We start from the raw sequence: 25,491 nt of genomic DNA, 5'->3' as shown, positions 1-25,491 counted from the left end.
CATCGAGTAATATTATTTCTATCTTTGTGAGATCACGTTAATACTTAAGCATTATGTCAATCAATTCAATAAACAGACGTCGGGAAGACCTTATTAAACAGATCAGCCAAATAGAGGATGAGGAACTTCTGATAAATCTCGAAGATCAGATATTTGCTTATCGGCAGGGAGCGCAGGAGGCTTTGTCTTCCCCTGAAAGTTTTAAGATCCGTTCGGTGGAGCATTTCCGTAGCCTGATCGATCAGGTTCTGGAGGATGATAGGAATGGGAGGATGATTGATGCAGATGAGTTTTTTGCAGAAATGGATAAAGAATTTGAGCTGGATCAATGAAAAGACTGAAATTAATAGTTTCTCCTCTGGCTAAAGGACAAACCAAAGAGTTGAAAACCTATTATAAAACAATGTATGGTTTGTCTGTAGCCCAAAAGGTTTATCTCTCGATTAAAGATAATCTTAAGACTATAACCTGTTATCCTGGTATAGGGTATATAGAACCGACTGTTGCGGATTATCCCCAGTGTTTTCGAACGTTTGTTCAGTATCCGAATCTAAAGATCGTTTACTGGATTGAAGATGGTGCGGTTAAAATAGCTATGTTCTTTGATACCCGTCAAGAACCTGAGAAGTTGCGTTATACCATCGAACACAGCTCCGACTGGGTATGTGAAGACAAGGAGCCTTACGGCTAAATCTGTTTTTGACATTCAAAACAGTAATAAATACTACCTCCCATATAGTTTTCTTTCCGGATCGTTTCTCCGCAGACCGGGCAAGGTTTGCCTCCTGTGTCTTTCGACAGGACAGGGATGTAGCGGCCTTTATTTCCGAACAGGTCTGTTTCTGTGTTACGGCCACCTGCCTGATATATTTCCTGCAAGGTACTCTTTACGCAGTCAAATAATGTTTCTTTTTGTTTCTCTGTCAAGGCGTTGATACGTGTCTTTGGATGAATACGAGCATGGAACAAAATGTCTTGCAAGACTCCGTTACCTAATCCGGGGATCGTTTGTTCGGTGGCGAGGAATGCCTTGGTTGTTTTCTTCAGCTTTTCCTCACTGTTGATAAGGCTGAAGAAATAAGCCTTGTCGAACGCTTCGGATAGAACCTGCGGTTTCGTGCGGGCTCCTTCCCGGTAGGAACTGAAGTTACATTCGAAGTCGTTCTCCGGAAAACACATGACTGCTCCGTACATGCGTACCGATCCCATGATGCAGCTTTCGTCTTCAAATGCGATAAGCAGCTGATGCTTCTCCGGTATCTTTTCTCCCGGAGCGTAATAGCGGATATTCATCCCGTCTCCGAAAAGAAGCCTTATGTCTTCTATATCAATTTCTATCAGTCCCCCGTAGGCATGTGCCTCTCCGATTGTCTTATTCAGGAGCTTATCAGGATAGCCGGCCGGATCTCCATAATACCAAGTAAACTTGTGAGGAGTATATCCTGCACTGACGAACGTGATCTTTTTCCCTTTGATCGTCTGATTCATTTGTTCCGAGATATACAGGGCTTCCGGTGCTTCTATCATAATATAATGTATTTAGTTACTGGATAAAACGACTTGTTTGAAGCACAAATGTGGGAATAAAAAATGAAACGAGAAAAAGTATTATTCCGAATAGGCCGGCATTTCGTAAATAGTTTTATATCTTTGGCTACGTTCAGTTAATGATATTCAATAACGGCAACGGTAAGTGTCGTTATTGGAACTCTACTTTAAACGATAGTCTTATATGGAAAACAAAAAACTCTATTCGCAGAATGCGATAGCTGTAGCGACCTTTTTCGGTGGCCCTTTTGCCGCCGGTATTCTGATACGGAAGAACTGTATAGCCCTGGGGCATGAGCGGCAGGGCTTTAACGCACTGGTAATCGGTATTATTACTACATTTCTCCTTTTCGGATGTATTTTCGTGATACCGGAGTCCGATTTGGACAAAGTACCGAGCGCCCTGATCCCGGCTATCTATACCCCTATCATTTGTTATATTGTAGAGCGGTTGCAGGGAAAGGAACTGAAGGCTCATAAAGCGGAAAACGGAGTTTTCTATTCTAACTGGCGCGCTATCGGGGTAGGGACCGTTTGCTGTTTGATCTCTATTGCCGTACTGATAGGCGGTCTTTGGCTCGGAGAGAAAGACTGGGATATGGATCAATATAATGCGAAGATGAAACAGTTCGACCAGAACGATGCTTTAGGTCTCCATGTCTATGATATACTGGATGATAAGCCGAAGAAGCAAGTAATAGAGTATATTGAAACGGTCAGCATACCGAAGTTGCAGGAAAATATGGATTTATTGAAAACAGTGGTTGCGATAGAAGATATCCCTGCCGAATATGTAAAGTATTCCAACTTATTGCTGGACTATTGCCGGATTCGTCTTGATATGTATAAAGTGACAGCAAAGATCGTAGAAGAGGAAACGGATGCGTACGATCAGGAGATAGAGCGGTTGGGGCAGCAGTTGGATGAAATCATAAAACAGATAAATGAATAAAAAAGGTCGGCAGATCATTTCTGCCAACCTTTTCATATAAGTTGAATCGTAGCTTATTGCATGCCTTCAGTTGTCATTTCTTTATTGATCTTCTTCACCAGACCTTGCAGTACAGCACCCGGGCCCAGTTCGATGAAATGGTCGGCACCGTCGGCAATCATGTTCTGCACGCTCTGGGTCCAACGAACCGGAGCAGTTAGCTGAGCGATCAGGTTTGCTTTGATCGTTTCAGGATCAGTTTCACCTTTCGTGCTTACATTCTGATAAACCGGACAAGCGGGTTTGTGGATCGGAGTCGCTTCGATAGCAGCAGCCAGTTCGGCACGGGCCGGTTCCATCAGCGGAGAGTGGAATGCACCACCAACTTTCAGCTTCAGTGCACGTTTAGCACCGGCAGCCAACATCTTTTCGCAAGCAGCATCGATTCCGGGGATTGAACCGGAGATAACCAGCTGACCGGGGCAGTTGTAGTTTGCACAAACAACCACTTCGTCCTGAATACTTGCACAAATCTCTTCAACTGTTTCATCCGGCAAAGCCAGTACGGCAGCCATTGTAGAAGGAGTGGCTTCGCAAGCCTTCTGCATAGCCATGGCACGTTTGGAAACCAACACCAGGCCGTCTTCGAAAGACAATGCTCCAGCAGCAACAAGTGCAGAGAATTCACCTAATGAGTGACCGGCTGTCATATCCGGTTTGAACTGGTCGCCTAATGTTTTAGCGAGAATAACCGAGTGTAAGAATATAGCAGGCTGTGTAACTTTAGTTTGTCTCAGATCTTCGTCTGTTCCTGCGAACATCAGGTCTGTGATGCGGAAACCAAGGATATCGTTTGCTTTCTCAAACAACTCTTTTGCAAGGGGATTGTTATCGTAAAGGTCTTTTCCCATTCCGACAAACTGTGCACCCTGACCGGGAAATACATAAGCTTTCATCTTTCTAATCTTTTTCTAATTTCAGTTTTTTAAGACGGTGCAAAGGTAATAAATTTAGAATAAGAGAGTGACTATTCGTTACAAATAGTATCTTTGCCCCATATAAAAGGTGAATATTTAATGACTAATATTATAATATCATGAATGAATTACTGTTTTTAGGAAATTTAGGTACGGGCGAAATTGTTATCATCGCCATTGTTGTGTTGTTACTTTTCGGTGGAAAGAAGATCCCTGAACTGATGAAAGGTATCGGTAAAGGCGTGAAGAACTTTAAAGACGGTGTAAAAGGATTAGAAGACGACATTAAACTCGACGACAACGATAAAAAGTAAGAAATGGAAGAACTGGAACAAGATGAAATGTCCTTTTGGGATCACCTGGAAGAACTTCGTTGGACTTTATTCCGTTCTATATTAGCACTCTTTGTCTTTGCTATCGGTAGTTTTGCCTTTATGCGTGATATTTTCGATCACGTCATCATGGCTCCCTGTTACTCCGATTTTGTTCTTTATAAATGGTTGTGTGAGTTAAATGTATGGCTTATCGGTATAAGCCCCTGGTTTGATGTTCTGCCTGACTTCTGTAACGATAGCTTTCACGTAGATATAGTCAACATTAAGTTGGCTTCCCAGTTTTTTACTCACATGTCAACCTCATTCTGGCTGGCCCTTGTACTGACTTTCCCTTACTTAATGTATGAGATCTGGAAGTTTGTAAGCCCGGCTTTGTACGAGAATGAAAAGAAGAACATCCGGTGGGTATTCTTTTTCGGAACGATTATGTTTTTCCTGGGTTGTGCCGTAGGCTATTTTATGGTATTCCCGATGACACTTCGTTTCCTGGCAACGTATCAATTGAGTGCTAACATTACTGAACAAGTCTCTCTGGATTCGTATATGGATAACTTCCTTATGCTGATCTTCGTGATGGGAATTGTCTTTGAGATGCCATTGGTATCCTGGTTGCTATCGAAACTGGGACTGTTGCACAGAGGATTTTTCCACAAATATAGACGACATGCTATCGTCGGATTATTGGTTGCTGCGGCATTCATTACTCCAAGTAGCGATCCGTTTACATTGAGCGTAGTGTTCTTCCCATTGTACGGATTGTACGAATTAAGTGCATTCTTTGTCAGAAAAGCTCCTGTAGAAGAGCCTGACGACGACGATGAAGATGAAAATAGTGGTCAGTAAACTATAAACACTGGAAAATAGTTATAGGAAGAGACGTACATGTTGAATGTTACGTCTCTTTTTTTGTATATTTGTCAAGACTTAAACAATTATAAGCAAATGAGGCACATATCATTATTGGCGGTCTCCCTGCTGGCTCTGGTAGCCTGCACGCCTGAGGAACCAAAGGAGGCAGATTATGCACAGTATGTTAATCCTATGATCGGTACCGATTTCACCGGGAATACCTATCCGGGAGCACAGGCTCCATACGGTATGGTGCAACTTAGTCCGGACAACGGATTGCCGGGGTGGGACCGTATCTCCGGCTATTTCTATCCTGACACGACGATTGCCGGTTTCAGCCATACCCATCTTTCCGGTACAGGGGCAGGAGATCTGTATGATATATCTTTTATGCCGGTGACACGTCCTTATAAGGAAGCTCCGGCTCCCCTCGGTATTTATTCTACTTTCTCGCATAATGAAGAAGCGGCTTCAGCCGGTTATTACCGTGTGTTGTTGCAGGACTATAATATTAATGTAGAGTTGACGGCTACCGAACGTTGCGGTATCCAGCGCTATACCTTCCCGAAAGCGGAAGCTTCCGTATTCCTGAATCTGAAGAAAGCGATGAACTGGGATTTTACCCTCGACTCTTATATAGAGGTGATCGACTCGGTTACTATCCGCGGATATCGTTTCTCACAGGGATGGTCGCCTAACCAGCATGTTTATTTCCAGACACGTTTCTCCAAACCGTTCGTAGCTTACCACATGGATACGACAGCTATCGTGACAAAGGATAAGGGGCAGATCGGAACCGCTTACATCGCCCGTTTCGATTTTAATACGGAGAAGGATGAGGAGATACTGGTTAATACTGCTATTTCGGGTGTGAGCATGGAAGGGGCAGCGAAGAATCTTCAGGCAGAAGTTCCTTTGAATGATTTCGACAAGTATCATAAAGAAGCGGTGGCCCGTTGGAACAAAGAACTGTCTAAGATAGAGGTGAACGGAAATAATACGGATGACCTCGTGAAGTTCTATACCGCAATTTATCACACGATGATCGCCCCGACCATTTTCAGTGATGTCGATGGTTCTTATTATGGCCCCGACAATCAAATTCATAAAACGGATGGTTGGAATAACTATTCGACCTTCTCTCTGTGGGATACTTACCGTGCAGCTCATCCGTTGTACACTTATACAGATCCGAAGCGTGTAAACGATATGATCCAGGGCTTCCTGAAATTCTATGAACAGAATGGCGCGCTTCCTTTGTGGAACCTCTACGGCCATGAAACAAATATGATGATTGGCTATCATGCTGTTCCGGTCATTGTGGATGCTTATCTGAAAGGTATCGCGACATTCAATCCGGAACTTGCTTTGCAGGCATGTGTTGCTACTGCCAACCGCGATGACTATCGGGGTATCGGAGAGTATAAGAAGTTAGGATATGTACCGGCTAACAGCGATCCGGCCAAATGGGAAAACTGGTCGTTGTCTAAAACAATGGAATATGCTTACGACGACTATTGCATTGCCCGTATGGCAGATAAGATGGGAAAGAAAGAGATAGCGGATGAATTCTACAAACGCTCACAGAACTATCGGAATGTGTACAACCCCGAAACAACCTTTATGCAGCCGCGTAATGAAAAAGGAGAGTTCGTAACTCCGTTCAATGCCAAAGACTATACCGAAGATATTTGTGAAAGTAATGCATGGCAGTATTTCTGGTATGTGCCGCAGGATTTGGACGGTCTGATCGGCTTGTTGGGCAGCAAAGAACGTTTTACGGAGAAACTGGACAGTATGTTTACCTATGCTCCGGATGCGAAAGAGGATCTGCCGATTTTCAGTACAGGTATGATCGGGCAGTATGCACATGGCAACGAACCGAGCCATCATGTGATCTATCTGTATAATAAGGTAGACCAGCCCTGGAAGACGCAGAAATATGTAGCCCAGGTATTACACGACTTGTATCTGAATGCCCCCGACGGAATTTGTGGTAACGAAGATTGCGGACAGATGTCTGCCTGGTTCGTATTCAGTGCGATGGGCTTCTATCCGGTCGACCCTGTAAGCGGGCAGTATGAGATCGGTACACCGTTATTCCCTGAAGTGAAAATGCACTTGGCAGACGGTAAGGTCTTCACGATCCTGGCTCCGGGTGTGAATGCGGAGAATATTTATATCCAGTCGGTTAAACTGAATGGCCAGCCTTATGATAAGAGCTATATCACTCACGAACAGATCATGGGTGGTGCGACGCTTGAATTCGAGATGGGTAACCAGCCGGGGCCGGTATGGTATAAGAAATAGATCTTTAAATTTAGAAATAATGGAATCTATGAAGGTGTGTCTTCTGACGCATCTTCATATTCTTTTTTGTAGACTTAACTTTATCGTATTATGTTAAAGAACTTCATTTTTATAACAAGCTTATTGACCTGTAGCTTTCTGGCGCAGGCACAAAACCGCGAATATGTAATCGTTGTACATGGGGGAGCGGGGGATGTCGCTAAAGTGGAAAGCGATCCTGTGCGTTCAGCCCAATATTATGCAGCCCTCGATTCGGCCCTGACGATCGGTGACCGTATTCTTGCCGCTGGTGGCGAAGGCCCCCAGGCTGTCATGGCTGTGATCAATTATTTTGAAAATAATCCGTTATTCAATGCCGGAAAAGGTGCCACCTGCACGGCCGACGGTACTTTTGAACTGGATGCCTCTATCATGGAAGGGAAAGACCTCTCTGCCGGAGCCGTTGCCGGGGTTAAGACGATAAAGAATCCGATCAATGCTGCTTATGCCGTCAAGACAAAGAGTCGCCATGTGATGCTGAGTGGCACGGGGGCGGACGATTTCGCTGCCGAACAGGGATTGGAGTTGGTCGATGATAATATGTATTTCGCCACTCCCAAGACGATGGAGTGGATCGATAAGCTGAAGAAGGAAAGCAAAAAGAACGGGACAGTCGGTTGCGTTGTCCTGGATAAACAGGGAAACCTGACGGCCGGAACCAGTACCGGCGGTACGTTTAAAAAGAAATGGGGACGTATCGGCGATTCTCCGGTGATCGGTGCCGGAACGTATGCCGATAATCAGAGTTGTGCCGTTTCGTGTACCGGTCATGGCGAATACTTCATCCGTCATGCCGTAGCTTTTAATCTGTGTGCCCGATATAAATACCTGAAAGAGCCTGTAGAACAAGCAGCCGATTACATTATCCATATGGAATTGAATGTCAATGCAGGCGAAGGAGGTCTGATTGCAGTCGATAAAGACGGAAATATCGCCCTGCCTTTTAATACTACCGGTATGTTTCGGGGGTATCTATATAAGGAAAAAGGCCGTTCCGGTATAGAAAAGAAGGTGGGCATCGGTAAAGCTATGGTTGGCTTTACCGAATAGGCTGTCTTTATTGTTGGTTTCTGCGGAATGCCCCGCTCACGAAACTGAGTACTTCCGGGAGGGCGGTGCGCCAGTATAACCAGGTGTGTCCGCCGCCGCGTACACGAAACTCGTGTTTCATCCCTTTCTCCTGCATAATCTTATGGGCCTGGAAATTACCTTCCAGCAGGCCGTCTTTATCACCGCAGTCGATATAATAACGGATACGGGGCAGATTGTCTTTGTCCAGTTCGGATAGCATTTTCAATACGCTGTTCTGATGCCAGTAATCGAGTCCGGGACCGAACAAGCGGCTGAACAGGTCTTTATGCGATTGGGCTTGACGTTTTTCCATTACGCTGTCGTCGAAAACTGCAGCGCTGAGCGGTGCACAGGCGGCAAACATTTCCGGGTGATGCAGCGAGTAGAGGAACGAACCGTAGCCACCCATCGAAAGTCCGGCAATGGCGCGGAACTCCTGACGGCTGCGGGCGCGGTAAGTCTTTTCGATATAGGGGATCAGCTCTTCAAAGAACATATCTTCGTAAGGTGCTTTGCCGTCGTATTGGTTGATGTACCAGGTATCCCAGGCATTGGGCATCACGATGATCATTTGTGAAGCGTCGCCGCTGCCGATCGCTTTGTCGGCAATTTCTTTCACTTCACCGGTCTGGATCCACATGGTTTCATCGTCGGTGTAGCCATGCAACAGGTAGAGCACCGGATAATTACGTTGCGAGGTGTTGTAATCTGACGGCAGGTAGATCGAGTAGGATACTTCTTTACCTAGTTTCTTACTATCGAATTTCAGCGATTCGAAAACAGCGCTCTGGGCCATTCCGTTCAGACTGAACAGGATGCACAGAACCAGACTGAGTAATAATTTGTTTTTCATATTGACAAGTATTAAATGAATAGTTCTTTGTTTGTAAATACGGAAAGCAAAGTTAGAAAAAACGGAGAGCTATGCTTGATAAAACGTCAGAAAATGTTATTTTTGTTTACGAAACTTACTAATCAATAATTACATATGTCGCATTTACCCGATTTGATTTCCGATCTGGCTTTGATCCTTATATCCGCAGGTGTAATAACCTTATTATTTAAATGGCTGAAACAACCGCTTGTGCTGGGATATATCGTAGCCGGGTTATTGGCCGGGCCTTATATCCATATCTTTCCGACGGTAGTCGATGTAGAAAATATTAATCTCTGGGCGGAGATGGGAGTCGTCTTCCTGCTGTTTGCACTGGGGCTCGAGTTTAGCTTTAAAAAGTTGATGAATGTGGGATCTACCGCTTTTATCACGGCGATGACGGAAGTGATAACGATGCTGATCGTGGGGTATCTGATCGGGCATTTGCTGGGATGGTCTACGATGAATTCTATCTTTCTGGGAGGAATGTTGTCGATGTCGTCGACTACCATAATTATAAAGGCGTTCGATGACCTGGGATTACGGAGCCAGCGTTTTACGGGAATTGTCTTTGGCACGTTGGTGGTGGAAGATCTGGTAGCCATCATCATGATGGTACTGCTTTCGACGATGGCAGTCAGCCAGGAGTTTGCAGGAGAGGAGATGATCGGTAGTATCCTGAAGGTCGCCTTCTTCCTGATCCTCTGGTTTCTGGTGGGGATCTTCGTTATTCCGGCTTTGCTGAAAAAGGTCAGGAAGCTGATGAATGATGAGACGTTGCTGGTAATAGCCCTCGGCTTGTGTCTGGGAATGGTGGTGGTGGCAACCAAGACGGGGTTCTCGGCTGCCCTGGGTGCTTTCATTATGGGATCGATCTTGGCGGAAACGATCGAGGCGGAACGTATCGAGCATATTATCAAACCGGTGAAGGATTTGTTCGGTGCTATCTTTTTCGTATCGGTGGGTATGCTAGTCGATCCGGCTGTCCTGGTCGAGTATGCATGGCCGGTTATTCTTATCACATTGGTTACTATTATAGGAAAGGCTTTCTTTTCTTCTTTTGGTGTCTTGTTATCGGGACAACCGCTCAAAACTTCTATACAATCGGGTTTTAGCCTGGCACAGATCGGGGAGTTTGCTTTTATTATTGCAGCCCTGGGCGTATCGCTTAAAGTGCTTGACGATTATGTGTATCCGATCATCGTGGCGGTGTCGGTGATAACTACATTTACTACTCCTTATTTCATTCGTTTGTCGGGGCCGTTTGCAGAATGGTTATACAATATACTGCCGGATAAGGCACGCGACTTCCTGGACCGGTATTCGTCGGGATCGAAAACGATCAACCATGAGAGCGACTGGAGAAAGCTATTGAAGATTTATGCCGGAAAGATATTGATCTATTCGGTCTTGTTAACGGCTATCCTGCTGTTGTCTACCCGGATTATTCATCCGTTGCTGGTGGAAAAGTTCCCGGCGATGGATATGTGGGGAAGCATTGTCATGAGTGTGCTGACACTTCTTCTGATGACTCCTTTCTTGTCGGGATTGGTGGCTAATAAGAATAATTCGCCTGAATTGTTTATGAGCTTGTGGAAGGATAACAAATATAATCATGGTAAGTTGGTGGCTCTTGTGTTGTTCAGGGTGTTTGTGGCTATTCTGTTCGTTTCGATCGTATTGATCAAGTATTATCATGTGCAGTATGGTATCGGTGCGATTATTGCTGTGGGAGTCATGATCCTGATCATTCTGTTCCGTCGCGATCTGAACCAGTATTCCAAGCTGGAAGCCCATTTCCTTACCAATCTGAACCGTCGCGAAGAGGTAGACAAGAAACGAAACCCTCTGAAGACCAGTTTTAACAAGCAGTTGAGCGATAAGGATATTCATCTGGCCATAGTGCCGGTTTCTCCCTGCTCTCCCTATGCCGGAAAAGCATTGGCCGAGTTGCCTCTCCGAAAGGATTTCGGAGTAAGTATCGTAGAGATTATCCGGGGTGATCATAAGATTTATATTCCCGGAGGTTCCGACCATATCTATCCGCAGGACAAGGTGGTTGTGGTAGGAACGGATGAACAGCTGAAAGCCTTTCAGGCTAAACTGGAGGATCAGGAATACGGTGATGATTGTTGCGGCAGGCAGCCGGAAGAGATTACGGTGAATTCATTTATTGTGGATGAGAATTTTCCGTTTCTTGGTCAAAGTATTACGCAGTCGAATGTCGGACGCCGGTATAATTGCCTGATCGTTGGCCTCGAGCGCAATGGCAATCCCCTAATAACACCGGACAACGATACGGTTTTCGAATCGGACGACCTGGTATGGGTTGTAGGGGATAAGAGTAAGATACAGGAGTTGATAAAAGGAGAATAACGGATATAGGTAAAGAAGAAAGGGGCTGTCCCAAAAGTCGGATAGCCCCATTCGCTATTGTTTATTTCGGTAAAAAGTATTATCTTACCGTTGCAAAAAAACATTATAGCAATGGCTAAGATAGTATTTAAAGAGTTTACTTCCAACCAAAATGTACTTTTTCCGGTTAGTTTATCGGAAAAGATAGATCCCAATCATCCCGTTCGTGTTGTAAACAGTGTTGTAGATGCCTTGGATATTAGCAGTCTACTCTCAGCCTATAAAGGAGGAGGCACCAGCAGCTACCATCCCCGTATGATGCTCAAGGTCTTGTTTTATGCGTACCTGAACAATATCTATTCCTGCCTCAAAATAGAAAAGGCCTTGCAGGAGAATATTCACTTCATGTGGTTGGCAGGTAATAGTACTCCCGATTTCCGTACTATCAATGATTTCCGTGGCAAACGTCTAAAAGAAGGTATAAAATCATTGTTTTCAGCCATTGTTCTGCTGCTACAGGAATCCGGCTATGTTAGTTTGAATGTACAGTATGTGGATGGCACCAAAGTGGAATCAGCATCCAACCGCTACATATTTGTCTGGCGTGGCAGCGTGGAAAAGAACAAGGCAAAACTGGAATCGAAAATACAGGCAATCCTTAGTGAGGTTGACAAACATATCGAACAGGACAAACAGGAAAGAGCACCGGATGCCTTACCCGATATGGATTCCTGTGGTTTACGAGAAAAGGTGAGTGCTTTAAACAAACAGCTCTCCGGGATGAACAAAGTTGAGCAAAAGCAAGTTAAAAAGCTACAGGAAGAATATCTGCCCCGGCTGGCTAAATACGAATCGCAATTGGAGAAATTAGCAGATCGTAATTCTTTCAGTAAGACAGATGAGGATGCGACCTTCATGCGCATGAAAGAAGATCATATGAAAAACGGACAATTGAAGCCCGCCTATAACATACAGATTGCTACAGAGAACTAGTTTATTACCAATCTTGGGATTTACAGGCGTGCCGGAGATACGGCAACTCTAATTCCTTTTTTGAAAGATTTTCGAGAGACTTATCATAGACAATCCTCTATATTAGTGGCCGATGCCGGTTATGGAAGCGAACAAAACTATGAGTTTATGGAGAATGTGGGTATAGAGGCCTTTGTCAAATACAATCATTTCCACAAAGAGCAGAAGCGAGCCTGGAAGAAGGATGCTTTTGCCATACAGAACCTTTACTACAACCGGGAACAGGATTATTACGTATGCCCGATGGGACAACATATGGAATGTACAGGCCAAAGGAAAAGTAAATCCGATTTAGGATATGTATTATCCGTACTGAAGCGTTATCAGACACAGAACTGCGAGGTGTGCCCGCTGAAATCCAGATGTCATAAATCTAAGAAGAACAGGATCATCGAAGTCAACTGTAATCTAAACAGGTACAAACAAAAAGTACGCGAAAGGCTCTTGAGCCAGGAGGGTATTTATCATCGGGGCAGACGATGTATAGAACCAGAAGCCGTCTTTGCACAAATAAAGCATAACTCAGCGTGGAATCGGTTTAGATTAAGAGGACTGGAGAAGGTAAAAACAGAGTTTACCCTGGTTGCTATTGCACATAATCTAAGGAAACTGGCTAAAATAGTCAGCTTTCTTTTGTTTTTTACTTATTTCTGTAGGATTACTTCTCTAAGAGAGATAATTGAGAAGGACAAAGATGTTTTTAAATTAAAAATGAATAATAAACTGGCTGCATAACAAAAAAAGAAGGCATTTTTTTCAGACACCTTCTTAACCTTTGTAAGAACTTTATTTATTATTTATTCCACCAGACACGTGAGGTCATCTTGTCGTCGCCATTTATGTGGCTGATTGTCTTGGTATAATATTAGACGAATGTGATTTGTTTTTATACATTAAATAATATACATATAAATAAACATGAAATATTTTCTGTTTTTATTATTTATTTAGTATATTGCGAACACTTGCTGATCAGTAGTATTATTTTGTGTATAATTTAATATTACAAGTTATGAAAAAAAAAATATTTTTAATATGCATTTTTTTATGCATGTTGTCTAATTTTATGCTTACAGCTCAGTCATATCCTTATCTTTCTGGCCCTGGAATAGATCAGGGAACAGTTGCAAAGGTTGGAGTGGAACAAACTTATAAAGTGAAATATAGTAGTGGGAGTACAACAGAATCTCAAAACCAACTGGTTCAATGGGAGATTGATTCTAATCAATGTGATATTGTTACAAGACATGGGACAACTGCTTCTATAACTCTGAAATGGAAGGTTTCAGGACAAAAAGGTTTTATCAGGGCCTATAATGTATATACTACGAATGTAGGCATGACAGAAGTTTCTACAAATGTGAATATTGAATCAACAACTGTGAGTGATATAATTATTTCTGCTCCTGATGGTGCAATAGTTAGCAGTTCAATAGTTATTAATGTTAGTTTGAAAGATGATCTTCCAGGTAATTATAGCGGAATTCTAACTGGGACCGATTTTATAAAAACAGAAGAAGGTAATAATATTATTAAAGGATATTTTACATCTTCAGGATTAAAAACTTTAACTGCAACAATTTATAATGAGAGCTCTGAAAAGGTGGCGGAAGCAAAAAAATCAATAGCTGTATTACCTAATAAAATAACAGGTGATGATGCCTTAGTCGCTAATGCTCGGGGAATATATAGTTTACTGAATGCCCCGAGTGGAAATTATACATGGACTGTTTCTAATAATTTGAGAATTGTATCAGGACAAGGTGGTCCTAGTATTACAGTAGAAGCAATTGGTTCTGATGCAAATGCTTCTATTTATGTTTCTGCATTTGGACTTTCTCTTTCCAAAAGAATAGCAGTGGGAGTTCCTGATATTAATTTGGTGAATGTAACATTAGGATCAAACAATACACTTTATGCTTATTTTACGAATCGAAATGAATGCCGTGCAACTTATAGTGGAAGTGGTACTATTTTAGAATATGAATGGAGTTCTACAAGTTGGGAAGTTTTTAACCCTCTTACTGCTAATAAATCCGTAGTGTTCTTAAAGTCTCTATATACTCCAGCATCTTCCACAGCTAATATTTTAGTTCGTGCGAGAAATGCTGCTGGTTGGAGTAATAAAGTGTTGCTTGGTGCTCAAGTTAATAATTCAACTTCAGGCTATTCTAGTTATAATATTAAGAACTTAAAAAATGGGACTATCGCAATTACGAAAAATGAGCAAGAGAATTCTCAAATTTTGAATAATAGGACAGATCCTATTTATGAGCTCTATAATCAATTTACTGGTATATTGGTAAAAAAAGGAAAATTAACAAATAGTGGAGGTGTAATTGATGTAAGTAGTTTACCAAATGGTATTTATGTTATTTCATTAATTGTAAATGCTTCAAATAAACAAACTGAAAAGGTTATAATACAACATTGATAATATCTTAATATAATATCAACCTTTCTATACAATGCTATGCTAATAACTTATTTAGCATAGCATTTTTAACTGTATCATGAATGGTAATTAATTGGATGGTGAAAATCTACGTAAGAGAAGTACTTTGAGTGTTCAATGTTTCATATCCTTATTGTTAAAATTTAGATATTGTTTATGATATGTTCTTTTTTGTAGTAAGCTATTTGTTTATAGTGTTTTATTCTGGAAATATCTTGGACATCTTTTGGGGAAATATAGGCTTTATTCATACATGATTGCTTAAAATTGGTTACTTCAGTCTTTATTTCTCCAAATGTTCTAATTTTGTCACGTTGAATAATAAAAACGGAAGAGAGATGAAAAAGTATGCATTTTTATTGATGATAATGACTATCGGATTATTATCATGCGGAGATGATGATAAACCTGTTGTTCCTAAATTAGACAAACTATCCCAAGTAATATGCTCAGAAGGGACGGATGTCGTATTTTTTAGCTATATCAATTATACAAGCGACGATAAAATTGCCTCTATCGATTTTGTTAAGGGTAATAAGATACCTTTTATATATGTAGATAAAAAGATTACAATGATAAATCCGGAAGACGGCATTGAACGGATTGAATATGATATGCGGGGTAGTGTCATTATCGAAAAATCCGTTAAAAAGGATAATCCTTATAATAAAGAAGTTTATGTAAGTGACAGATATGATTATACTTATAGTGGCTCCAGCCTGATTGGTGCTTCGCGGATAATGACATGGCCTAAAGAAAAGGGTGGATATGAATCGCAAACATTTGACAAAGAAGAAACTTATTCGTGGGAAAACGGGAACATTATCCTTTTTACTCAGGATAAGAAAAGAATTGAATATAAATATAGCACAGACTTGACTCCTTCCAATTTCCCCTGGCGTGTAATACCTTCTTTCAGACCGGTAAGTTTTGATATTGTTTCTCCGGTCAATCTGCTTTATGGCAATCCGAGCAAAAACCTACCCGAATCGGCTACTTATTACAGCCTTTCCGAAGATGATGATACAACTGCAAGTTACAAATATCATTTTACGACCACTGGCGATTATATTACCAGTATGACTATCGAAGAACAGATTACTTCGGGCGAAAAGGCGACAGAACAGCATACATATAATTATCTGTTTACCTATTCGAAGTAGTAAAAGATTCTTTCTGTACATTAAAAGACTGTTCATATAAGTTGTTAAACCGCATTTAATAATATGTGATGCGATTATCTGTCGGTATTGTATAAATATCTTACAAATATCCCTTTTGCAATAAATCTACAAGCTTTTGCGATAATATTAAAAACGATAAAAGAGGACAAACAGTATTTTTGAGCAAAAATACAAGTCTATCTATTGAGACCTCATGCCATGAATACAAAGTTTTTATTATTGATTTCAATTGTCGCATTTGCTTTTTGTTCCTGTTCTAATAAATCACGATTGAAGAAACAGGTATCTGACTTGTTGTGCTCTGAAGTTGTCCTTCGGGGAAATGAAGCGTTGGAAGAGGACCCTGTCACAGTGACTTCCTTTGTGGCTGAACGAAGTGTCGGTGGAATTCACGATTTTTATTCCGAAGGCGATTACTGGTGGCCGAATCCGGCCAGTCCGGATAGTGCTTACATCCGTCGTGACGGGGAAACGAATCCCAATAATTTTGTGGCCCACCGTCATGCAATGATACGCTTCAGTACTATCGTTGGCGATCTTACTTCTGCCTGGATCATTACCCAAGATAAAAAATATATTGAGCAAGCTCTAAAACATATTCATGCCTGGTTTATAAATCCTGAAACACGCATGAACCCAGACCTTCAATATGCTCAGGCTATCAAAGGAATCGCAACAGGTCGTGGAATCGGTATTATCGATACGATTCATCTATTGGAAGTCGTCCAATCCCTGATCGTGATGGAGCAGAATAACTTACTCCCGGAAGAAGATATAGTTGCAACAAAAGGCTGGCTTTCAGAGTATTTGTATTGGCTAACCAATCATCCCTATGGAAAAGATGAAATGAACGCAAAGAATAATCATGGTACTTGCTGGGTGATGCAGGCTGCCTTGTTTGCTAAATATACAGGAAATACAGAGGTCCTGGATTTTTGCAGAGATCGTTTTCAGACGGTTCTGTTGCCAGATCAAATGGATACGGATGGTAGTTTTCCGTTAGAATTGAAACGGACAAAACCATATGGATATTCCCTTTTTAACCTGGATGCGATGGCAACGCTCTGTCATATCCTCTCTGATGAGAATCATAATCTATGGCAATATACAACGGAAGACGGACGAAATATGCAGAAAGGGGTAGCGTGGCTCTTCCCTTATATAAAAGATAAATCAGTATGGCCTTTCGACAAAGATGTAATGTATTGGGATGAATGGCCTGTGGCACATCCGGCCTTGTTGTTCAGCTCTTACGATACACCGAATGAAAACTATGTGTCTACTTGGTCGACGTTAGAACATTTTCCGGTACATGATGAAGTCGTCAGGAATTTACCTATTCGTCATCCATTACTGTGGTTGTGAAAACAATGTCTTACACTATATAATCGATTTACTTTATTAGTTGAAAAAATATGAAGCTCAAAACTCCTGTCTTATTTTTATTGGTTGTCTTAGCCTCTTGCGGAACCGATAAACCTGACCTTGTTCAGGATAATTTTTCTTTTGCTTCAACACAGTTAAAGCAAGCTTTTGCAGAAATGGATGCTGTCCGTTCCGCAGAACCCAGAGAGAAGCAAGTCTTGCGTGATAAGCAGAATCAGGGTCCATTGGCCAGTCCGCGTAATGTTGAAGCCGACGGCACACTGCATATGGTAGTTTCCCGTGATTGGACCAGCGGATTCTTTCCCGGTGAACTTTGGTATATGTATGAATACACCAAAGATAACTTCTGGAAAGAAAAGGCCCGGGAACAAACCGCTTTGATAGAGCGTGAAAAGATGAACGGGGGAACGCACGACATGGGCTTTAAGGTATATTGCAGTTTTGGGAATGGCTATCGTCTGACTGGAGATGCTGCTTATAAAGATGTTTTGTTGCAGGCCGCTTATACATTGACTACCCGTTATAAAGAGAAAGTAGGAGCGATCCGTTCGTGGGACCATAGCCGGGATAAATGGGATTGCCCGGTTATTATTGACAATATGATGAACCTGGAACTTCTTTTCTGGGCATTCAGGACGAGTGGTGATTCTTTGTTTTATAACGTTGCTGTAAATCATGCCCGTACGACCATGAAGAATCATTACCGTAAAGATTATAGTTCTTATCATGTGGTTGATTATGATACGATTACAGGGGATGTGTTGCATAAACATACTCATCAGGGGTATGCACATGAATCAGCTTGGTCGCGTGGTCAGGCATGGGGATTTTACGGCTATACCATGTGCTACCGTGAAACAGGTTTACCTGAGTTTTTGGAACAGGCGAAACATATAGAGAACTATATCTTTTCACATCCGAACCTACCGGAAGATCAGATACCTTACTGGGATTTCAATGCGCCGGGAATACCAGCCGAACCTCGTGACGTATCGGCTGCAACCGTAACGGCTTCCGCTTTATACGAATTAAGTATGTATGATACCACCAATCGTCAAAATTATATCACAAAAGCAAATACGATCCTGGAGAACCTATCCTGGGAGTATCGTACTGCGCCCGGTAAAGACAGAGGTTTTCTGTTATTACACAGCACGGGCTCTAAAATGCATAATGTAGAAGTGGATGTCCCGATCGTATATGCCGATTATTATTATCTGGAGGCTCTTCTTAGAAAACATAAACTGGAAAAGGAGGGGACTGCGATATTATAAATGAGTAATCAATAAAACAAATAAACATAATGAGAAACATTCTTTATACCTGTCTTTTCCTGTTTTGCTGTTTGTCGATGGCAGGAAAAGTACCTACTAATCAGAAAATACGGTTAACGGAAAATTGGGAATACCTGAAAGGTGACCTGGGAGGAATCTGGGAGGCTGTACGCCCGGCTTCACCGGGAAATCCGGAAACCGTACCTGTCTGGCAGAAAGTTACGCTGCCCCATTGCTTCAACGCAGAAGATGCCGTAGATCCCGACGTCAATTATTATCAGGGTCCGGGTTGGTACAAGACATTATTGACCATTGATAATCCATATGCCGAAGGTCGTGTTGTACTCGATTTCGAAGGTGCCGGGCAGAAAACGAAAGTCTATATTTATACGACTTTGGTTGGCGAACATGTAGGTGGTTATGATGAATGGAGTGTCGATATAACCGACGCTGTAAAATCCTTTATGGCAGATGATCAGTTGGTGAAACGTTTCAAAGGGAAAGTGCCTTTATCTATCCGCTGTGATAATTCACGCGATTTGGAAATGATCCCGTCCGATCTGTCCGACTTTAACCTGTATGGTGGTCTTTACCGTTACCTGAATCTGGTCTATTTGCCGAAAACATCCTTTGAACTGATCCGGCTGGAACCGGAGCTTTCGGCCGGGTGGAAAGAGGGAACCGTTCGTATAAAAGCTTCTTTCTATAATCCGGAAGATATTCGGGATGCCGATGTCTCCGTAGCTATATATGATGCAGATCGTAAGCAGGTCTATTCACAAACGATTGACAATATCCTGCCCCTCGGAAATCAGTTGCTGGCAGAAGCAAAGATCAAAAATCCAGCTTTATGGGATGTCGACTCTCCGACTCTTTATACATGCGAACTGACTGTCAAGGCCGATGATCAAATCCTGACTGTCAGTGAACGTTTTGGCTTTCGCCAATTTGAATTCAAAGAGAAGGGTCCGTTCTTCCTGAATGGCCGGCAGCTTTTGCTTCGCGGAACTCACCGGCATGAAGATCATGCCGGAGTGGGACAGGCCATGACTGAAGAAATGATGCGAACTGAAATGCAGATGATGAAAGATATGGGTGTCAACTTTATCCGTCTCGGGCATTATCAACAATCGGATATAATCCTCCGGCTTTGTGATGAACTGGGTATTCTGGTCTGGGAAGAAATCCCCTGGTGTCGTGGTGGCCTGGGTGGAGATACTTATAAGGAGCAGGCACGTCGTATGTTGACAAATATGATCGACCAGCATCATAACCATCCGTCTGTTATTATCTGGGGATTAGGTAATGAAAACGACTGGCCGAATGATTTCAGTGAGTTCGATAAAGGAGCTATCCGTGCTTTTATGAAAGAGCAACACGACCTGTCACACCGTTTGGATGATACCCGTATGACCGCTATACGCCGTTGCGAGTTTTGCAGCGATATCGTCGATGTTTATTCTCCTTCCATTTGGGCGGGATGGTATCGGGGGATATTTACCGATTACAAATCTGTTTCCGAAGAAGAAATGAAGAAAGTAAAACATTTCCTGCATGTGGAATGGGGAGGTGACAGCCATGCCCGTCGCCATTCAGAGAATGTTTTTGCCAATCTGAAAGGCATTGAATCGGGAAAAGGAGCAGACGAACGCGAAGGCGACGCCTCTTTATACGGAGGAGCCGCCCGTGCTTCGAAAGACGGCGACTGGTCTGAAAGTTATATTGTCCGTCTGATAGACTGGCATTTGAAGGAACAGGAAACAATGCCGTGGCTAACCGGTACCGCCTACTGGCCGTTTAAGGATTTCTCGACACCTGTCCGTCCTGAAAATCCGGTTCCATACGTGAATCAAAAGGGTGTTGTCGAACGCGATTTTACGCCGAAAGAAAGTTATTATGTATTCCAGTCCTACTGGACAACCGAGCCGATGGTACATATCTATGGTCATAGTTGGCCGGTACGCTGGGGGAATAAAGGCGATCGTAAAGAGATTCTGGTTTACTCAAACTGCGAAGCTGTCGAATTATTTGTTAACGGCATCAGCCAGGGCGTGAAGAAACGCAACAGCCAGGATTATCCGGCAGCCGGACTGCGTTGGAACTGTGTATATGAAGAGGGAAAGAATGATATTCGTGCTGTTGCCGTGAAAGGAAAAACTGAGGTGACGGATGAGATCAGCCAGGAATATCAGACGGCCAAGTGGGGCAAGGAGACATACGTTACATTGTCTGTCGTTTCCCGTGAAGGCGATACCGTTCTATTGGAAGCGCAGCTTTTCGACAAAGATGGTGTTCGCTGTCTTGATTCAAAGGAATATATCGAGTTTGAAATAGCCGGTGACGGTTCGTTGATCCAGAATCAGGGAACATCTACCGGTAGTCGCAAGGTACAGGCTTATAATGGAAGAGCCCGGATTAAGGCGAATCTAAATAAAGGTAAGAGTATCGTTGCTGTAAAGTCGGATGGCACTCCTACTACTTTTATAGAGTTGATGTAGACGGAAAGGCACTAATACAATTGTGCATTTAAAACGCAATATTTTGCCTAAGGGAATGCAAACCTTTGCCATTACGGTGGCAAAGGTTTTTTATGCCATAAAACGATTCTTCAATAAAAATAAACCTATTCCCTTCTATCGGATTTTTTATTATATTTGTGGTTGATAACAAAAATCACTGTTGAAACTACTACATGTATGATCAGGATATTTTTACCTACACTATTCATAATCATTTCCGTATTAATTACACATGCCGAAAAGACAAACTATTTGTATTCTTTTAATTCGGATTTGAATGAAGGCATTTCTCAGCTTTCCGTCATGGATATATACCAGGATTCGAAAGGGTATCTGTGGTTTGCCACCAAGAACGGGCTGAACCGGTTTAACGGAAAGGAATATGTGATTTATCGCCGGGAAGACGGAAATGATCAAAGTTTATCCGGCAATTCCATCACTTCGATTACTGAAGACCGGGAAGGTTATCTTTGGGTAGCTACCAATAAGGGATTGAACAGGATAGATTTGAATACTGATCAGATTAAAAGATATACTTCGACAACTGACGGATTGACTCAGGGAGGTGTCACTAAAGTATATACCGATGCTGCCGGTGATCTCTGGGTTGAGATCAGAGGAAGTTTAAACCGTTATAATAGAGAAGAAGATCGTTTTGAACAAATCCTGTTGGACGATGAATTTAAAGGTACTACTCTATCCACTATCTTTGAAGACAGCTCGGGCAGGTATTGGATTGGAACGAGGGAAAAAGGTGTATACTTGTGTGATCATAATATGAATGTAATCAGCCATTTTACCCGTGAGTCGAAAAATATGTCGTTGAATAATAATGATATCACCTGTATATATGAAGATGTATATAAGCAAATATGGATCGGTAGCAAGTACGGATTAAATAAGATCGATTTACTTAATAATGATGTTCTCTCGTTTACAAGTGAAAATAGCGGGTTGAGCAATAATTCCGTCCGGTGCCTGATAGAGTGGCAAGGAAAACTGTTAGTAGGAACTTTCGACGGAATATTCTCTGTTGAACTCAAGTCCGGACAGGTAGTAAAAGTGTCCGGTTATGATGATGTTAACCATTCGTTGAGTCATTATTCCGTCTATGCTTTTTATGTGGACCGCGATCATACGTTATGGGTCGGCACATTTGCAGGCGGTATCAATTATCTGAATAAATTCACCAATCGTTTTGTGCTTCACAGACCTGAAGATGAATTGAATATCCGCACCGGTATTTATGGAGCAATAACCTATGAGTCTCCTTCGGATTTATGGATTGCCACAGAAGGATACGGGCTCTTGAATTATAATAACCAGACGGGGAAGTCACAATATTACCTGATAGATCCTTCGGCTAATTTTGCTTTTAATACGAATATCATCAAATCTGTTTTGTATGAAGACGGATATGTATGGTGCGGAACCACTAAAGGGGAGATCTATAAGTTTAATATCAAGACAAAGAAGTTTACTCTTTATTATCAATATCCGGTGGAATATTCCATCTACTCCATTATGCGAGACCATAAAGGGTATTTGTGGGTAGGAGGGGCATCGACGGAATTCGGCCTGACTTGTTTTGTGAACGATCAACTGGTAACGACTTTTACCAATAATCAAGATGAACCTTTTTATCTGTCAAATGTCCGTTGTATTCTGGAAGAGGAAGATGGCATTTTGCTGTTAGGCTGTACGGCGGATGGGCTACTCCGTTTCGATACGAATAAGAAACAGTTGATGAAATACTCCAACGAAGCATCGGTGGAAAGTTTCCGTATTCCCAATAATTATATATCAGCTATTATCCGTACAAAATCGGGTGAAATATGGGTATCTACTTATGGCGGTGGTATTTTTAAGTTTGACAAAACAAACCATATCCAACGGATCATGACCGCTAAACAGGGATTGCTGGATAATAACATCTGTACCTTGGTAGAGAGCAGCGACCAAAAACTGTGGATGAGCACCGTAAACGGATTAATCATGTTTGATCCCGCGGATGGAGAAGTCAGAAACTACCATCGTCATAACGGGATTGATATCCGCGAGTTTACATTGCATAGTGGAATTGCTTTGCCGGATGGTAATCTGTGTTTTGCCGGAAGCAATGGCTTCGTTACTTTCCAGGTGACAGCAATGGATAAAAATGAAAACATCCCGTCTGTGGTATTGGAACAACTTTCCGTCAATAACCAGCCGATAGCAGTGGGCGATGAATCGGATATTCTGGATAAAGTGCTGGATAGTATGGATACGATCCGTTTACATTATAACGAGAATAACTTTTCGATCGCCTACCAGGCATTGAACTATATTTATTCTACTCAAAATCAATATGCTTATAAACTGGAAGGATATGATAACGATTGGAATTATGTAGGAGGACGTCATTCGGCATTTTATACCAACCTGAGTCCGGGTAAATATGTCTTTCATGTGAAAGGCTCTAATAATGACGGGGTATGGAATGAACAAGGACGTTCGTTGACTATTATTGTTCAACCACCTTTATGGAGAACCTGGTATGCCTGCTTATTTTATATGATCGCATTGGCAGCCATCGGTTATGCTATCCTTCGTTATGTGAGCATCAAGCGTAACCTGGAAGCCGGCTTGAGAATGAAGCAGTTGGAGAAACAAAAACAGGAAGAGTTTCATGATGCCAAGATCCGCTTGTTCACGAACTTCTCCCACGAATTGCGTACCCCTTTGATGTTAATCATCACTCCGTTTGAAGAATTGGTCAAGCGTGTGGATATTCCGATGGAACTACATCAGAAACTTTCTATAATCTACAAGAATGCCCAGAAACTTTTACTTTTGGTGAACCAGTTGATGGATTTACATAAGAATCAGGCGGGAAGCCTTGAGTTGAAGGTCAGTGAAGGGGATGTTTGCGAATATATAAAAGAGATTTATTATGCTTTCAACCAGATTGCTTTAACTAATGAAGTTGCTTTCTCGTTGAACTGTACCCCTAAAACGATCCGGGCCTGGTTCGATAAGTCCCTTTTAGAGAAGGTAGTATTTAACCTTTTATCGAATGCGTTCAAATATACTCCGTCCGGTGAGACCGTCACGATGGAAGTTACGGAAACCTCATTGAGCGGATTGGACCCGAAACGTACCGATAGCTTGTATAAAGAAGAGAATGCGAACTATCTGGTATTGAAAGTAAAAGATTCCGGGAAAGGTATCGAAGAAGGGGAGCTAGATAAGATATTTACTCCTTTTTATCAGATCCCGGAAACATCCGGGATTAACCTGTCCGGTACGGGAATAGGCCTGAGTCTTGTATATACGATCGTACAGCTCCATCATGGGGTTATCTACGTGGACAATACTGAGCAGAAAGGGGCTTGTTTTGTTGTAATCCTCCCGATTTCCCGCTCAGCTTTCACGGAAGATCAGATTGAAAACATGGAGTTTGATAAAATATCGGAAGTAACGAATACGGAAGATGTATCTGCATCACTTCCAGCTCCTGAAAAAACGGAAAATACGAAATACAAAATCTTATTGGTCGAAGACGACAAGGATGTGCGTAGTTATTTGAAGAAGAGCCTCGAAACCGAGTACACCGTTATAGAAGCAGCGGACGGAGTAAAGGCATACGAAAAGGTGATCCAGGATTTTCCCGATCTTGTCCTCAGCGATATCATGATGCCGAAGCGTGACGGGCTGGAGCTTTGTACCATGATTAAGAACGACATCCGGGTAGGACATATCCCGGTGATCCTGATGACGGCACGTTCCATGGTGGTACATATAAAGGAAGGATTCCAGGCCGGAGCAGACGATTATATCGTCAAACCGTTCAATATGGATGTGTTGCAAACGCGTATCCGCAGCCTCTTGGCTTCCAGGGAGCAGTTGAAAAAACTGTACGGAAAACGTTTCTCTCCGGAAGTGATGGGGATAGAAGTCAAATCGGCCGACGAACGTTTCTCACAGAAATTGTTTGATGTGATTGAACGGAATATTTCCAACGAGAAGCTGGATGTGGAATTATTATGTACGGAGATCGGTATCAGCCGGGCTAACTTATACCGTAAACTAAAATCCATTACCGAGCTTTCCCCGATGGAACTGATCCGTAACAAACGTTTGGAAATGGCAGCCAGATTATTGAAAGAATCGGAAATGAATGTTTCCGAGATAGCGACTCATCTAGGATTTAACAGCCATTCTTATTTCTCGAACTCCTTCAAAGCTTTTTACGGTTACACCCCGACAGAGTTTGTACAGATGAAAGATAATGATAATCTGCAACAGGGCAGCTGATAAATTTGTATCACTTTCCTGTCACTTTTGTATCAATCTATTCATATAGAATAATT

General features: G+C 42.3%; 17 protein-coding genes and 1 pseudogene. 15 read left to right on the top strand and 3 right to left on the bottom strand.

Features of this window, described 5'->3' with window-relative positions:
* Positions 1-53 precede the first annotated feature (53 nt).
* Together QZ076_RS08285 and QZ076_RS08280 are read left to right on the top strand one after the other, a co-directional pair.
* Positions 54-332, top strand: a complete 279-nt coding sequence (locus QZ076_RS08285) for a hypothetical protein (protein ID WP_293712336.1) — start codon at positions 54-56, stop codon at positions 330-332.
* Positions 329-691, top strand: coding sequence for a hypothetical protein (locus QZ076_RS08280; protein ID WP_293712333.1), 363 nt, complete (start codon positions 329-331; stop codon positions 689-691). The genes QZ076_RS08285 and QZ076_RS08280 overlap by 4 nt, the downstream gene beginning before the upstream one ends.
* Here QZ076_RS08280 and QZ076_RS08275 read toward each other — a convergent pair.
* Entirely contained in the window at positions 688-1,527 is an 840-nt protein-coding gene (locus QZ076_RS08275) for an endonuclease VIII (RefSeq protein WP_293712330.1), read from the bottom strand. The two genes, QZ076_RS08280 and QZ076_RS08275, sit on opposite strands and share 4 nt — an antisense overlap.
* A 205-nt stretch (positions 1,528-1,732) precedes the next feature.
* Here QZ076_RS08275 and QZ076_RS08270 point away from each other — a divergent pair, with 205 nt between their 5' ends.
* Positions 1,733-2,500 carry a hypothetical protein gene (locus QZ076_RS08270; protein WP_293712326.1) on the top strand — a complete coding sequence of 256 codons (768 nt, stop codon included), beginning with the start codon at positions 1,733-1,735 and terminating at the stop codon, positions 2,498-2,500.
* A gap of 53 nt (positions 2,501-2,553) precedes the next feature.
* Here QZ076_RS08270 and fabD read toward each other — a convergent pair whose 3' ends face one another.
* Positions 2,554-3,435, bottom strand: coding sequence for an ACP S-malonyltransferase (gene fabD / locus QZ076_RS08265; protein WP_293712323.1), 882 nt, complete (start codon positions 3,433-3,435; stop codon positions 2,554-2,556).
* Between the two features lie 140 nt (positions 3,436-3,575).
* On the opposite strand from fabD, the gene tatA reads away from it, so the two are divergent.
* The 4 genes from tatA (at position 3,576) to QZ076_RS08245 (ending at position 8,039) form a co-directional block, all read left to right on the top strand.
* Complete coding sequence (gene tatA / locus QZ076_RS08260; RefSeq protein ID WP_007652767.1) at positions 3,576-3,770, top strand: twin-arginine translocase TatA/TatE family subunit; 195 nt, start codon at positions 3,576-3,578, stop codon at positions 3,768-3,770.
* Positions 3,771-3,773: 3 nt separating this feature from the next.
* On the top strand, positions 3,774-4,634 hold the full coding sequence (gene tatC, locus QZ076_RS08255) for a twin-arginine translocase subunit TatC (RefSeq protein WP_293712319.1): 861 nt from the start codon (positions 3,774-3,776) through the stop codon (positions 4,632-4,634).
* 99 nt (positions 4,635-4,733) lie between these two features.
* The gene (locus QZ076_RS08250; RefSeq protein ID WP_293712316.1) at positions 4,734-6,950 is read left to right on the top strand and encodes a GH92 family glycosyl hydrolase; all 2,217 of its coding nucleotides are present in this window, start codon (positions 4,734-4,736) and stop codon (positions 6,948-6,950) included.
* Positions 6,951-7,040: 90 nt separating this feature from the next.
* Positions 7,041-8,039 (top strand): isoaspartyl peptidase/L-asparaginase, encoded by a 999-nt coding sequence (locus tag QZ076_RS08245; protein WP_293712315.1) that lies wholly within the window; start codon positions 7,041-7,043, stop codon positions 8,037-8,039.
* A 7-nt stretch (positions 8,040-8,046) separates the two neighbouring features.
* Here QZ076_RS08245 and QZ076_RS08240 read toward each other — a convergent pair whose 3' ends face one another.
* The gene (locus tag QZ076_RS08240) at positions 8,047-8,913 is read right to left on the bottom strand and encodes an alpha/beta hydrolase family protein (RefSeq protein WP_293712314.1); all 867 of its coding nucleotides are present in this window, start codon (positions 8,911-8,913) and stop codon (positions 8,047-8,049) included.
* A gap of 135 nt (positions 8,914-9,048) precedes the next feature.
* Here QZ076_RS08240 and QZ076_RS08235 point away from each other — a divergent pair, with 135 nt between their 5' ends.
* From QZ076_RS08235 to QZ076_RS08200, 8 genes and pseudogenes are all read left to right on the top strand, one after another.
* Complete coding sequence (locus QZ076_RS08235; RefSeq protein WP_293712312.1) at positions 9,049-11,310, top strand: cation:proton antiporter; 2,262 nt, start codon at positions 9,049-9,051, stop codon at positions 11,308-11,310.
* A gap of 111 nt (positions 11,311-11,421) precedes the next feature.
* Positions 11,422-13,056: pseudogene (locus QZ076_RS08230) on the top strand (IS1182 family transposase).
* A gap of 277 nt (positions 13,057-13,333) precedes the next feature.
* Positions 13,334-14,755: a hypothetical protein gene (locus tag QZ076_RS08225; protein ID WP_293712310.1), complete on the top strand. Its 1,422-nt coding sequence runs from the start codon at positions 13,334-13,336 to the stop codon at positions 14,753-14,755.
* A gap of 359 nt (positions 14,756-15,114) precedes the next feature.
* Positions 15,115-15,939 carry a DUF5032 domain-containing protein gene (locus tag QZ076_RS08220; RefSeq protein WP_293712307.1) on the top strand — a complete coding sequence of 275 codons (825 nt, stop codon included), beginning with the start codon at positions 15,115-15,117 and terminating at the stop codon, positions 15,937-15,939.
* Positions 15,940-16,158: 219 nt separating this feature from the next.
* Entirely contained in the window at positions 16,159-17,325 is a 1,167-nt protein-coding gene (locus QZ076_RS08215; RefSeq protein ID WP_293712304.1) for an alginate lyase family protein, read from the top strand.
* Between the two features lie 50 nt (positions 17,326-17,375).
* Entirely contained in the window at positions 17,376-18,620 is a 1,245-nt protein-coding gene (locus tag QZ076_RS08210; RefSeq protein ID WP_293712301.1) for a glycoside hydrolase family 88 protein, read from the top strand.
* Between the two features lie 29 nt (positions 18,621-18,649).
* A complete protein-coding gene (locus tag QZ076_RS08205) occupies positions 18,650-21,118 on the top strand; it encodes a glycoside hydrolase family 2 TIM barrel-domain containing protein (protein ID WP_293712298.1) in 2,469 nt (822 codons plus the stop codon).
* 198 nt (positions 21,119-21,316) lie between these two features.
* On the top strand, positions 21,317-25,435 hold the full coding sequence (locus tag QZ076_RS08200; protein ID WP_293712295.1) for a two-component regulator propeller domain-containing protein: 4,119 nt from the start codon (positions 21,317-21,319) through the stop codon (positions 25,433-25,435).
* Positions 25,436-25,491 lie beyond the last annotated feature (56 nt).

Origin of the sequence: uncultured Parabacteroides sp., from assembly GCF_905196875.1 — a bacterium.
GTDB lineage: Bacteria > Bacteroidota > Bacteroidia > Bacteroidales > Tannerellaceae > Parabacteroides.
The sequence above is the reverse complement of the archived record's forward strand: the minus strand, read 5'-3'. Positions and strand labels throughout refer to the sequence as shown.